The sequence below is a fragment of the Brevibacillus formosus genome (assembly GCF_003013405.1).
Lineage (GTDB): Bacteria > Bacillota > Bacilli > Brevibacillales > Brevibacillaceae > Brevibacillus > Brevibacillus formosus.
This window is the reverse complement of record NZ_PXZL01000026.1, coordinates 16,382-29,676: the sequence shown is the minus strand read 5'-3', so window position 1 is coordinate 29,676 and position 13,295 is coordinate 16,382. Positions and strand designations below refer to the sequence as shown.

The following is a 13,295-nucleotide window of genomic DNA, read 5'->3' as shown; positions in this document are numbered from 1 at the left end:
GCCCCTTTGTTATTTTTTCGCAAGGAGTGACTCGACAGATTCAGCTATATCTTCCGGAAGAAACTTTCGAACTGCTTCAAGAATATGGTTAATTTTCTCACGCTGTTCATCCTTTAATCGCAAATAGAACCTTCTATTATATCCATACAGCCAATGCTCGACATACAGGATTGCATCATCGCGTATTTCTTTTTCTTCCACAACACATGCCCGTAATAATAATGAAATACTGTCTGCCTTGTTGATCTTCGAAAATAAGAAGAGAATGTTTTTCTTCACGTGAAGGCCTACATCTTTTTCGAGCATCTCCCAGAGCATATCCGTATGACGAAGCTCCACCCGATCCGCTAGTATTTGTCTTGCTTCACGAGATGCGCTTCGTTTATCAGCTTGAAGCGCGCGGATAAAAATTTCGATGTGATCTTCCGGATTCAGCATAGCGAGTGCCTTCACGGCTGCTCTTTGTATTCGTTCATTTTCATGGCGCAAAAACGGGAGAATCCATTGATCATCTGCCCTCACACCCGTTTCCCCTACTCCCACAATCGCTATGGGTATCACATGTTCCTCGGTATCCACCAATTTTTCCCGATAGAAGGTAGCGAAATTGATATTTTTGTCTTTCAAATAAAACCGTGTCATTTCTCGGATAGATTTATGTCCATCAAGCAATGCCGCAAGCAACGCATCAGTCGATTCCTCTGGAAAGCGATCCACATAAGCTTGTAGGGCCAGTTGGCGAATAGAAGGAAACACATCACGTCGGATTCGATCCAGCCATTTTCGCAGGCGCTCATTTTCGTCCTGTTTGCACATATGCCTAACCGTCTGGAGCCTGATCAAAGCATCCTTCTGAATCAAAGCCTCTGCAATAACCTCATCCGGATCGATATCAAGCAGGTTGATTGCCAAATCAAAGCAAAATCGCCGAACAACCGGGTCTTTTGAGTGAAAACCACTTCGCAACACGTCTCGATTATTTGGATGACGAAACATTGCGTCGATCTCCTCTAGGAAATCAGAGAACTTTTCACGGTTATAGTATGCGGACAAATGCTTCAACAAGAAAATCGATTCGAGAAAGTGTTTCACATAATTGGGACGGAATCTCAGCTTACATGCCATAAACGCTAGATAACGAATTTTAGGCTGCCAATCATTCAAACGGATCAACAAAAAGGGAAGCTCCGCACCCGTAACCTGTTTTAACAACACTTCAATCGCCGCTTCTCTTACATAACCGTTACGATGGAAGCTGCAAATTCCGATGAAATTGAGGTCTGACTCATCGTTGATAGAAAAAGCACGAATATCCTCAGGTAACAATTCATGCCACGCTGCCAACTGGTTTCTATTTGAATAAAGGGTCAACCTCCGTAAGTATTGGTCCAAGCTAATGAAATCTTGTTTACGCAGGCGTGTGGTTATTTGATGGACAGCCGCAAGTGCTGCCTTTCGCACTTCTTCTCTTTTTTCCAAGGCAAATGGCAAGAGAAAGGTCAGTGCCATCATGCTTCCCAGCTTGCCCAAGGAGTGGAGAATTTCTACTTTCCTCTCATCCGATCTATATAATTCGTCAAAAAGGACTTGTTCCTCCGTCGTCATTTTTTTCATCCCGATCCTCCTACCCTATGAGTCAGTCAGTATCCCAAATCAGCACCAAAACTAGCTTACATCTCCACCCATTGCATGGCCCTTCTACAACACTGCAGGTACATCACTTCATCCTTATCGTAACATCTGGATAGCGCTCCACAACATCTAAATAGGAAGCATTTGGATCACCCTTAAGATTCCGGTCCATGAAAGCTAGCGATACTTCGTTAATAATGGTGTGATTGCGCCGCACTTCAGGACTAAGCGCGTCCATCATTGGTGAATACAGAGGAAAATCTGTAAAGCTGAGATGCCCCGCCTGCCAGATATCCAACTCCACACCTGATTGAGCTAATACTCGCTCTCGCCGCCCTTCTTCAGCTAGTTTCATCTCCGGCGAATCCTCCAGTTCTGGTAATTTGAAGCCTCCGTTCATAATCATCAGCGGTTTCGTTAACGGTTTGTCACGATCCTCACCGTACAAGTAGCCGTCCATATTAATACCTGCTTTAAATGCAGGATTTTTGTATAGAACATCCACCGCAGTTGCACCCCCAAAGGAGTGACCGATGATGCCCACATTAGAAAAGTCAGCTCGATGGGCAAACGGACTCTCCGTTACACTTTCACTCATATCCATAAGCTGCTGAAGGGCAAATTCGATATCTTGCGTCTGCTCCTTGATAACGGGAATAGAAGCATGGTTCTGTACGTTGTATTCCATAGGGAGATGAGAGCTCGTATCTATGAAAGGAGCATAGCTGCCATCTGGATAAACTGACATCATCGCCGTCCCAGGATGCTCGACCGCGGCTACAATATAACCGTGGCTGGCTAATTCAATCGCTTGAAACGTATTCGTGAAGCGGCTACCTAGCATATTCCCGTGCGATAAGAAAATGATTGGTGCTTCTTTTAAGTCTGAAGCGAAGGAAGTTCCCGCGTAAGTATGCGTCTCCACCTGTTCGAGGTAACTCAATACTTTCCCAGAAAATCCGTACTGTTCCTCGATAGCTTTGGCAAACGCCGGCAGATTGGAAATGTATTTACCCGGAGTAGCAGAAGATGACGAATCAGCTGGATACCAGATCTGCACATTGATCTTTCTGGAAGTCCCGTCACTCCCTATGCGAGAGTTGTCCGACCATGTGTAGGTAACCGTTCCTACTCGATAAGCGCCAGTTGGCCTCTCAAAGGAAAAGACAGGTAACATAAATGGCAGGCAAATGGCGAGTGCGCTGATCAGAAAAGCCGGCACACTGAGTAAAATAGACTTCTTCCATTCTCTATCCCTTATCGTGTTCCGGTAAGCCCTGGCTCCGTACATGCATAGGGCGATTAGAGCAACCAAATAAGCTAGACCCATTTGCCAACGCGCCTTTTCAAAAATCAGGTGAAACAGCCCTGTACTGACCAGCAAAATAGGCATTCCCCATAGAAATAGCCGCCCTGAAGCTTTCCGAGCCCAAATTAAGTACCACAATAAGCCTATAGCCATAATGACAAACACAACTTCAAAAATCCGCATATTGAATCTGCCTCCTTCACACAAATTATTAATCTATCTTAACATTTAATTAAACTTAAATATTAGACGCAGGTTAGCCAGGACATTCGCCCGTCTCCTGGTGCCCCAGCCGCTTACCCTTGTTTCGTAATTATTCAACTGTCTTCCGCGTCTGCTCTTCCTCAATAATTCTCCGAAATCTCAACATTATTTCCTTTAGCGCTACCAAATCTTCGTAAGGAAGCTTGGAATAGAAGCGCTCAATGATCGACAATTCAATCTTGCGGCTTGTTTCGATATAGTTCACTCCGGCAGTATCCAGCTCAACAAAAATTTCCCGGCGATTCCCGGGGTTAATCGAACGTTTGACTAACTGGCGCTTTTCCATCTTGTTCAACATTTGGCTGACTGCACTTGCCGTGATGTCCATTTGCTTTGCCAATTCACCAGTGAGCAGTCGACCGCGATCATGCAACAAGTTAATCATAATGATCTGGTTATTCGTAATCGTCTCATCCAGCACATCCGCGTATTCTTGCGTCAGCATTACCTGACAAGCATACTCGATTTCGTTTAGCTCCCGGACAAAAGCGACGAGCTCTTCATTCATTTAACCACCACCAATAATTAAGCTAACTTAACTATTAAAATAAACGATAATCTACGACTATGTCAATTCTAGTGTGTTCAAATCCCAGCTTGTTTAACATAAAATGGATGTACGAAAAAGGAGGGATCTCTGTATGGCTACCTTAACGTATCACGTTGCCGTTTCGCTAGACAATTTCATTGCCGATCAAGCCATGATGGACGGAAATATCGACAGCACTCTCTTTTTATTTGAGGGAGAACATGTACCGGATTTTTTATCTGAAATTCAGGGATATGCCGCTGTGCTGATGGGCGCCAAAACGTACGAGTTTGGGTTTAAATTCGGTGCCAAGCCCGGCGAACCAGGTTATAAGGGAATCAAGCATTATATTTTCTCAAATTCCATGCAGTTTGAGTCCAATGCAGAAGTCGAGTTGGTCAAGGGCGATGCCATCGAATTTATCAAGAATCTCAAACAGCAAGAAAACGGCAAGCTGTGGCTATGTGGGGGCGGTGAATTGGCAGGAGCGTTACTAGCACATCAACTGATTGATCAATTAGTGCTGAAAGTGAATCCGGTGATGGTCGGGGAAGGTGTCCCTCTATTCGGAAGTGCGAAGCCACGTCTCAAACTCGAGTTAGTGGACATGAAACAGTACGCGAACGGCGTAACGAGGCCTACGTACAACATTGTTTATATATAATCTTGCTTACTAAAAGAAACGGGACCACATTATTCGGCCCCGTTTCTACCGGCATAGCATACTCACTCGATGGTCCCGAGCTCCAACACAACCGGACAATGATCGCTTCCCATTACCTGTGAGTCAATTCCCGCCCCGAGCAGCGATGGAGCCAATCTCTCAGACGCGAGGAAATAATCAATGCGCCACCCGATATTCCGCTCTCTCACTTTCGGCATGAAAGACCACCACGTATATGCATCTGTCTGATCCGGATAAAAATATCGATAGGTATCCACAAACCCCGCTGCCAGCAAACTCGTCATCTTCCCACGCTCTTCAGGAGTAAAGCCAGAATTACCGCGATTGGACTTCGCATTTTTCAAATCAATCTCTTGATGGGCGACATTCAGGTCCCCACAAACCACCACGGGTTTCTTCGCATCTAGCTGCAATAAGTAGTTCCGAAACCGATCCTCCCATTCCAGCCGATAATCCAATCTTGATAGATCACGCTTCGCATTCGGGGTATATACGGTGACCAGGTAAAAATCCTGGAACTCCAGCGTAATGACTCGTCCCTCAGGCTCATGGTCTTCTTCCAAGCCATAACGTACAGATAGTGGTTCCATTTTTGTAAAAACAGCCGTTCCGGAGTAACCCTTTTTCTCTGCGTAGTTCCAATATTGATGGTACTCCTCGCCGATCTCCATCTCGATTTGACCTTCTTGCAGCTTCGTTTCCTGCAAGCAAAATATATCGGCGTTCACTTTATTGAAGTACTCATAGAAACCTTTGTTTACACATGCGCGAAGTCCATTTACATTCCAAGAAACCAATTTCATCATCGCTAATCTCCTTGTCGCTATTCGTTAGATTCCATGGTACACTATCTTTGTTTTCAATTATAGGAGGTTACGATGATGGACATTGCAATGGGCATCGCATTCATGAGACTTCGTTAAAATCGCCAACACCCCATGTAGGCTCAGCCATTTTCAAAAACGGAATGGTATGGGTTTATTTGTGTTTGAATTGATTTTAACTATCCATGAATGAGGTGTTTTTGTTATGTCAAAAAACAATGTAGAGCAAATGCTTGCAATCGCCAAAAATAACGGAATCCTTGTAGACCCAACTACCGTGAAAGTGAATGAATCCGGCTTAGATTTCCTTGCGATTTTTGCAAGTACGATAGACGGTGTTCCCTGGGTATTACGCCAACCGCGCCGGGACGATGTCGTCGAAACTGCTCGTTATGAGAAAAAGGTGTTAGATCTCGTGGCAAAACATCTACGTGTCGAAGTACCGGATTGGCAGGTTTACACCTCTGAATTCATCGCTTATCCGATCCTAGATGGCACACCGATGGCGACGATCAATATGGAAACAAAAAATTATGAGTGGTATCTGAATCCTGAATCTCTACCTGAACAATGCATCCAAACGTGGGCGGAAGCATTGGTGGAATTACACGCTATTCATCATGATCTTGCTCGAGATGCTGGTATCCGCGTCAAGCAGCCTAGCGAAGCACGAGCAACCCTTCGAGAAAAGATGAATGAAGTCAAACACATCTTTGGCGTTTCTGGGGCGCTATGGGATCGATGGCAAAAATGGCTTGCGGATGACACATTCTGGCCTGCTCACTCTGCTCTTGTGCATGGTGATCTCCATCCAGGACATATCCTGGTTGCTGAAAACGGCAAGGTAACGGGGCTCCTCGATTGGACGGAGGCAGAAGTCGCTGACCCTGCTGTTGATTTCACGGTCGTTTACCTGTTGTTCGGTGATACTGGCTTGGCCGATTTCATCCAACGGTATGAGAAAGCAGGAGGCCGTGTTTGGCCCCGCATGCATGAGCATATCGTCGAAATGACGGCTGCGTATCCTGTCACTCTTGCTACCTTTGCGCTGAAATCAGGGCTGGAAGAATTCAAGATTATGGCACGACAAGCTCTCGGTGTAGACGAAAACGGCATAGAGATCAATTCATAGATAAACCAACCACCGTCCCAAATTGGAGGCGGTGGTTTTTTATGTAAATAGCTACATTGAGCCATTACTGACTTGGAAATAAGGTGTTACAATAAATCGGCTCATTTGGACAATCCTTTACTAAATAGATGGAGTGAATAGGATGAAGCGAGGACTTCTTATTGGCATTGGTGCTGTAGTCGTAGTAGCAGGCGTGCTTTCCATTCCTGTTGAGGCAGGCCCCTCACCTGATACACGAGTCATATTGGAGCATACAAACAAGACGTATATTTCACCGCCCTGTTATGAGCAAGCAAACAAAACGAACAATCTAGCCGAAGCCGATATTCAAAAAGCGCAGGAATTGAATTATCAGCCGGAATCCAGCTGCACAGCAAATTCACTTACCCCCATCAAGCAACCGATAGCTTCTGTACTCGCCGTAAATCTCGGAATCAAACAAAGCCGATGGGATTGGTAATATAATTAGGCTTCTTCGATAAAAAAAGAGCGTTAGCTTTTAGCAGCTAATGCTCTTTTTCTGATTAATAGTATGGAGAAATCATGATGTAAACAATGACGCCCGTCGCACTGACATACAGCCACATCGGCATCGTCCAGCGGGCGATTTTTTTATGTTTTTCCACTTTCATGTTGAGTCCACGTGCAGTCGTAACCAGCGCAAATGGAACGATAATCGCCGACAACAGAATATGTGTAATCAAGATGAAGTAATAAATCGGACGCAGAATTCCCTCTCCCCCGTAGGAAGTGCTAGGTGCCATTCCATGGTAGATCACATACGAAACCAAGAAGAGAGCTGTTGTGGAAAAGGCTGCAAAAATATATCCTCGATGCATCTTCACGTTTTTAAACTTTACAATGGAAACAAGCGCGGCAATCAAAAATATAAAGGTAAAACTGTTCATGACCGCATTAAAAAACGGCAGAAACGTCAGGTCGAGATGGCTGAAATCATTGTTTTTCGGCATGAAGTACAAGATGGCGACAAGCGTGTTAATCGCTATGGTGAGAATAACGATAATCGGTGTATAGTTGCGTTGTTTCATTCTTATGCTCCTTTTTTCTCAGATCATGAATGAGTATCCCGCTTTAGTCTACCCATTGACGAGCCCGGACATTGGCGGCCCCAAGCGGTTAACCAGTCCAGTCATCCTAATGATAAACGAAGTAGGTATGCCGTACAAAGGCGATTTGATGAACAAAAAAAGGACCAACAAAAGTTGGCCCCTTTTCATTATTTCTTGTTTGATTGCTCGTCCAGTGGTACTGCCTTGTTTATTCCGAGTGTAAAGAAACTGATGACCACAATCGCCAAGAAGACAATCCCGGCAATCAGGGAGACGCGTGTATCATCATTGATCCACATACCGATGAGTACCATGATGAGAAAAGCAATGGTCAAATAGTTGGACACTGGGGCAAAAGGCATTTTGAATGGATGGTTGTCCATTTCAGCACCCTTTGCTTTTCGGAATCTGATTTGACTGATCAAGATGACAAACCACGGAACCATACCAGGCAGCACACTCGCACTGTACACATATACGAAAAGATTTTCTGGGGCGATATAGCTTAAGATAACCCCAATACCCAGACCGATCAGAACACCAATCGTACCGAGCAGCGGTACACCATTCGAAGACAGCTTTGTAAATACTTTCGGGGCTTGGCCATTTACACCTAAGGTATACAGCATACGTCCTGCACTATAAATCCCGCTATTACAGCCAGACATGGCAGCAGTGATCACGACAAAGTTAATGATACCTGCAGCAGCGGTAATACCGATTTTCGCAAAAGTAGCAACGAACGGACTGCCGATTGCCTGCAATTGATCCCAAGGGTAAACGGTTACAATAACAAAAATCGCACCGATATAGAAAATCAAAATACGCCAGATGATACTTTGGATCGCACTCGTTAATGTTTTTTTCGGGTCTTTTGCTTCCCCTGCTGTAATCCCGATGAGCTCGACACCTTGATATGCCCCGATCACCAAGGAAAGAGCAAAGAAAAAGCCTGTCCAACCGCCTGTAAAGAATCCGCCATTCTCCCACAGATTCGATAACCCGATTGCGTTTCCACCATTTCCGATACCAAAGAAAATCAATCCAAACCCTGCAATAATCATCAAAACGATCGTTACAATCTTGATCATGGCAAACCAAAACTCAAATTCACCAAATGATTTTACCGAGACCAAGTTTGCTGCACCGAGAATCACCATTGCAATAATGCCTGGAATCCAAGGCGGTAAATCCGGGAACCAATACTGCATATACTGCCCGACGGCGATGATCTCTGCCATCCCGACAATGACCCACTGGAACCAGTTACTCCAAGCCGTCATATAACCTGCTAACGGATGGATATACTTATGCCCAAAGGTCGCAAATGAACCCGTACTCGGTTCCATATACAACATTTCACCCATTGCACGCATGATGAAAAAAATAAAAATTCCTACAATTGCATAAGCTAACATGACGGATGGGCCTGTCCATTTGATCGTGCTGGCTGACCCCATAAATAGCCCAACACCAATCGTACCGCCCAAAGCAATCATCTGAATATGACGCGCTTCCAGGCCTCTCTTCAGTTCTTTGTTTTCCACGTAAGCTTCCTCTTCCTCTCTGCTGTTGGCGGTATTTTCGGATAGCTTCTAGTCATTCTCGTTTTATTGATTGAAAAACTGCCTCTTACATCTCTCTTTACTTCTTATCAAGCATTCCTACTGGTTAGTAAGATTATTCCCCTCTCCGCCTTACGCTATATTCGAAGATCACTTCATATATTTTAATATGTTTTAATAATATCCACAATTATATTTACAAGGAAAATACTTGATAACTAAATATTTTTGTATTCAAGAAGAAGAAAAACTACATGAAAAGTCAATTGATTACAGATGTGATCCTACCTCCATAAAGGATAAGCTGTATGAAAATTTCCCAGCAAAGAAATACTATCAGCGATTTTAAAATAGGAGGAAATGGAACCATGGAGCACTATTTGGCCGAACAGTATCGAGAAGGACTGCAAGCTTTTGGGCAGCTGATGCCAGAGGCCTTGCGAGCATATAATGAATTCACCAGTCAATGCTTTTCGTCCGGTGAATTGTCATCCAAGCATAAACATTTGCAGGCACTGGCTATCTCCCTTTACTCCGGAAATGAGCATTGCATTGTCTATCATTTGGAAGCAGCTCTCAACGACGGAGTTTCCCAAAAAGAAATTGCTGAAACAGTGGCGGTAGCCGGAGCATTCGGCGGCGGAACGACCCTTTCGCATGGCGTCATATTAATCAATGATGTGATGGAGGAAAAACAGGGAACAATTCAATGAGAAGATGACCGAAAATTCCTGTACCACTGCGCTTACAGAAACTTACAAAAGCACAACAAACGCCGAGTTCTCCCTCGTTCGGTTGTTGTGCTTTTTGTCTCATCGATTATTTAGGATTAAGCGCTCTCGCCATCGCATCTATATAGCTTTGGCTGGCGCGCTGGCTCACTTCCGCTTCAGGGACAAACACTTCAAAGCAGTGGTAGCATCCGGGATACAGATGAAATTCTACGTCTATGCCCGCTTGTGCAAGGCGCGTCACATAATCGATCGTCTCATCTCGGAACAGATCAATCTGTCCTACGCACGTATAGGTCGGCGGCAGCCCCGCCAAATTTTCCGCTCGCGAAGGCACCGCATATGCGGATACCTGACTGTCGTCGGCACCTTCGCCCAGGTACATGCTCCACGCAGCCAAATTGTTTGTCCGGTTCCATGTTGCATTTTCAGCCTCGATTTCATAGCTCGACGCTGTACGATTACGGTTATCGATCATTGGATACAACGGCATCTGGAAGATAAGCGCCGGTCCGCCCTTGTCGCGAGCCATTAAAGCAAGGGCTGCGGTCAGCCCCCCTCCCCCGCTTGCACCAGCAATCGCAACCCGATCCAAATCAATGCCGAGTGACTCAGCTTCGTCTGTCATCCACGTTAAACCTGCGTAACAGTCATGGATGGCAGCTGGATAAGGGTGCTCGGGAGCCAGACGATAATCGACCGATACGACGACACAATTAGCCGCTTGTACAAAGCGTTCGCATAAAGCATCATCCATATCGGGGTGCCCCAGCACATAGCCTCCTCCGTGAATCCACAGCATGGCTGGAAGCTTACTGCCAGTTCGCTGGACGGGCTCGTATATTTTCGCTAGCATCTCTCCTGCTGCGCCCGGAATCATTCGACTTGTAGTACGTACGTCCTCTGACTTCACAATAGGCGGATTTTTCAGCATGGCCCTGCTCGACTCTATATTTTCTTCGAGTTGAAAACCAGGGAATTGTGCTAATGTTTGCCTTAATTCCGGCAGTACTCGACGATGAAAATCCACGTGAATCCCTCCATTATGCAAAAGTTGATTCTTGCTGTGTCTCTGCTTCCCACTTAGTTATTTCCTCTCGCACCCGAGGCGCTACCTCTGTCCCTAGCAGCTCAATGGCTCTCATTACCTGATCATGCGGCATCGTGGATATCGGTACATACATCATAAAGCGCGTCATGCCTACATGTTTGCGAAGGTGAATGATCTTTTGAGCAACCGTCTCCGGATCACCCACATACATCGCCCCTTCCAAGCTGCGCGCGGCATCGAAGCTAGCGCGGTTATAATGCGCCCAGCCCCGCTCCCTTCCGATTTTGTTCATTCCTGCCTGCGTAGAAGGAAAGAATGTATCTGCCGCCAGTTCCGTATCTTCTGCAACAAACCCGAGTGAATGGGACCCAACCGTTAATCGCGATACGTCATGACCAGCGTGCATGGCTACCTTCTTGTAAAGCTGCACAAGTGGTGCAAACTGCCGCGGACTTCCACCAATAATCGCCAGCATCAACGGCAGTCCCAGCAGACCTGCTCGAACAACAGATTCCTGATTGCCTCCGCTGCCGATCCATATGGGTAAAGGATTCTGAACAGGCCGTGGATACACGCCCAAATTCTGAATAGCTGGCCGATGACCGCCCCTCCAGGTTACTTTTTCCGACGCCTGTATTTTCAGGAGCAGTTCCAAATGTTCTTCAAACAACTCCTCATAGTCATTCAAGTCATAGCCGAACAAGGGAAAAGACTCGATAAAGGAACCCCGTCCCGCCATAATTTCTGCCCGTCCATTTGAAAGGCCATCGAGTGTAGCAAAATCTTGAAAAACACGCACTGGATCAGCCGAAGAAAGCACTGTCACTGCACTCGTCAGCCGAATCCTTTTTGTCAGTGGCGCAGCCGCAGACAGCACCATGGCTGGAGAAGAAGCAGCATAATCCTTGCGATGATGTTCACCTATGCCAAATACATCAAGCCCAACCTGATCAGCGAGGACGATTTCCTCGACAACTTCACGCAATCGCTGTGCGTGGCTGATCACTTCACCAGTCTGAACATCCGGCGTCGTTTCCACAAACGAAGTAATACCAATCTCCACAGACCCTCTCTCCTTTTGCAAAATTTACATCAGTCAACCGCTCTATTTTCTTGGGATAGCCGAAACGCGTCTGGTCAGTGCCCAATACACCAGAGCCAACGCACTGACAGAGGCGCCGAGCAAGCATACTCCCTCCCAACCCAAATGGGCATATGTATAGGTCGAGGCAATGGAGCCAGCAGAAGAGCCGATTGAGTAGAAAACCATATACCCCGCCGTTAGCCGACTCCGCGCCTCTGCACCTAAGGTGAAGATCATGCTTTGATTCGTAACATGCACGGCCTGTACCGCCAAATCAAGCAAAACAATGCCGATCGCCAAGGCAAATAACGACTGTTCTACATAGCTGATTAGCAGCCACGATAGTAGCAATAGACTCAAGGCAAAACCCGTCGTTCTCTGTCCGTAGCCTCGATCTGCAAGCCTCCCTGCCCTTGCTGCCGCTAACGCTCCGGCAACTCCTGCGAGACCAAAAGCCCCAATCGCCGTGTGCGACAAAGATAATGGCGGCGCACTCAGAGGCAATACCAATGGCGTCCACAAAATGCTAAAGGCAGCAAAAATCAGCATAGCCAGAACAGAGCGAATACGTAATAACCGTTCTTGTGCGAACAGCTTCAGTACCGATCCAAGCAACTGGAGATAGGATAACGGCTTTACCTCCCGTTCCCTATTTGGCAATACCCGAAATAACACGCAAACCAGTAAAAATAGAAATACAGCAGAGACCAGATATACGGAACGCCACCCCGCAAGATCTGTTAAAACTCCTGCAATGGTTCGCGCTAGAAGTATGCCGATGACGATTCCACTTGTAACTACTCCAACCACTCGCCCTCGCTCAGCGGGAGCAGCCATGGTCGCCGCGAATGCAACAATCGTCTGCGTCACAACGGCAAGCAATCCCACCGCAGCTATACCCGCGAATAGTACCGTGCTGGTGGAGGCAGTCCCTACGATAACCAGCGCTACCACAGATAAAAACATCTGACCGATAATCAAGCGACGCTGGTTCAATAAATCGCCAAGCGGGACAAGCAACAACAGTCCTGCCGCATAAAAAATTTGAGTAAGGGTGATCAGAATCCCAATGATGGAATAGTCAATACCGAACTCAATCGACAAATGATCAAGTAGCGGCTGCGCGAAGTAAATATTCGCAACTGACATCCCGCAAGCAACCGCAAACAAGAATATTACATAGCGAGGCATGGGAGAGTCTTGCGCTGAATCCGCCTTCCTATTGGCCTTGGCTGCTCCATTTTCAATAACCTCTTCCATCTGTCTTCACCTTACCTCCATTCAACTTTTAATAACATACCGATCGGTACATTATAACGCCCAGTAAATATATCCCACTATTTCTTTTTCTGTCAATAACATTCTTTTTCACGTTTGAAAAGGCCAACCTCAAATTGACAAAACAGATGAAAAACAATA

At 46.0% G+C, this 13,295-nt stretch carries 13 protein-coding genes; 4 read left to right on the top strand and 9 right to left on the bottom strand.

From position 1 onward, the window contains the following. Nucleotides 1-9 precede the first annotated feature (9 nt). The 3 genes from C7R91_RS21340 to C7R91_RS21330 form a co-directional block, all read right to left on the bottom strand. Nucleotides 10-1,614 carry a HEAT repeat domain-containing protein gene (locus tag C7R91_RS21340; protein ID WP_047074603.1) on the bottom strand — a complete coding sequence of 535 codons (1,605 nt, stop codon included), beginning with the start codon at nucleotides 1,612-1,614 and terminating at the stop codon, nucleotides 10-12. 103 nt (nucleotides 1,615-1,717) lie between these two features. Then, the gene (locus C7R91_RS21335) at nucleotides 1,718-3,124 is read right to left on the bottom strand and encodes an alpha/beta hydrolase family protein (RefSeq protein ID WP_047074605.1); all 1,407 of its coding nucleotides are present in this window, start codon (nucleotides 3,122-3,124) and stop codon (nucleotides 1,718-1,720) included. A gap of 130 nt (nucleotides 3,125-3,254) precedes the next feature. Then, on the bottom strand, nucleotides 3,255-3,713 hold the full coding sequence (locus tag C7R91_RS21330) for a MarR family winged helix-turn-helix transcriptional regulator (RefSeq protein ID WP_047074607.1): 459 nt from the start codon (nucleotides 3,711-3,713) through the stop codon (nucleotides 3,255-3,257). 133 nt (nucleotides 3,714-3,846) lie between these two features. On the opposite strand from C7R91_RS21330, the gene C7R91_RS21325 reads away from it, so the two are divergent. After that, entirely contained in the window at nucleotides 3,847-4,398 is a 552-nt protein-coding gene (locus C7R91_RS21325; RefSeq protein ID WP_047074609.1) for a dihydrofolate reductase family protein, read from the top strand. Nucleotides 4,399-4,460: 62 nt separating this feature from the next. On the opposite strand, the gene C7R91_RS21320 is transcribed toward C7R91_RS21325, so the two are convergent. Then, nucleotides 4,461-5,222: an exodeoxyribonuclease III gene (locus C7R91_RS21320; RefSeq protein WP_047074654.1), complete on the bottom strand. Its 762-nt coding sequence runs from the start codon at nucleotides 5,220-5,222 to the stop codon at nucleotides 4,461-4,463. Nucleotides 5,223-5,448: 226 nt separating this feature from the next. Between C7R91_RS21320 and mphJ the strand changes: the two genes are divergently transcribed. Both mphJ and C7R91_RS21310 read left to right on the top strand, forming a co-directional pair. After that, nucleotides 5,449-6,375: a macrolide 2'-phosphotransferase MphJ gene (mphJ, locus tag C7R91_RS21315; protein ID WP_047074610.1), complete on the top strand. Its 927-nt coding sequence runs from the start codon at nucleotides 5,449-5,451 to the stop codon at nucleotides 6,373-6,375. 142 nt (nucleotides 6,376-6,517) lie between these two features. Next, complete coding sequence (locus C7R91_RS21310) at nucleotides 6,518-6,835, top strand: hypothetical protein (protein ID WP_047074611.1); 318 nt, start codon at nucleotides 6,518-6,520, stop codon at nucleotides 6,833-6,835. Between the two features lie 64 nt (nucleotides 6,836-6,899). Here the strand turns inward: C7R91_RS21310 and C7R91_RS21305 are convergent, their stop codons facing one another. Then, nucleotides 6,900-7,424, bottom strand: coding sequence for a DUF420 domain-containing protein (locus C7R91_RS21305; RefSeq protein ID WP_047074614.1), 525 nt, complete (start codon nucleotides 7,422-7,424; stop codon nucleotides 6,900-6,902). Between the two features lie 188 nt (nucleotides 7,425-7,612). Further along, a complete protein-coding gene (locus C7R91_RS21300; protein WP_047074616.1) occupies nucleotides 7,613-8,992 on the bottom strand; it encodes an amino acid permease in 1,380 nt (459 codons plus the stop codon). A 386-nt stretch (nucleotides 8,993-9,378) separates the two neighbouring features. On the opposite strand from C7R91_RS21300, the gene C7R91_RS21295 reads away from it, so the two are divergent. Beyond that, nucleotides 9,379-9,723, top strand: coding sequence for a carboxymuconolactone decarboxylase family protein (locus C7R91_RS21295; RefSeq protein ID WP_012684054.1), 345 nt, complete (start codon nucleotides 9,379-9,381; stop codon nucleotides 9,721-9,723). A 106-nt stretch (nucleotides 9,724-9,829) separates the two neighbouring features. Here C7R91_RS21295 and C7R91_RS21290 read toward each other — a convergent pair whose 3' ends face one another. Genes C7R91_RS21290 through C7R91_RS21280 form a run of 3 tightly spaced genes read right to left on the bottom strand, consistent with a single transcriptional unit; the run spans nucleotide 9,830 to nucleotide 13,136 of the window. After that, on the bottom strand, nucleotides 9,830-10,771 hold the full coding sequence (locus C7R91_RS21290) for an alpha/beta hydrolase (RefSeq protein WP_047074618.1): 942 nt from the start codon (nucleotides 10,769-10,771) through the stop codon (nucleotides 9,830-9,832). A gap of 13 nt (nucleotides 10,772-10,784) precedes the next feature. Continuing rightward, nucleotides 10,785-11,855, bottom strand: a complete 1,071-nt coding sequence (locus C7R91_RS21285; protein WP_047074620.1) for an LLM class flavin-dependent oxidoreductase — start codon at nucleotides 11,853-11,855, stop codon at nucleotides 10,785-10,787. A gap of 42 nt (nucleotides 11,856-11,897) precedes the next feature. Beyond that, entirely contained in the window at nucleotides 11,898-13,136 is a 1,239-nt protein-coding gene (locus tag C7R91_RS21280) for an MFS transporter (protein WP_047074622.1), read from the bottom strand. Between the last annotated feature and the right edge of the window lie 159 nt (nucleotides 13,137-13,295).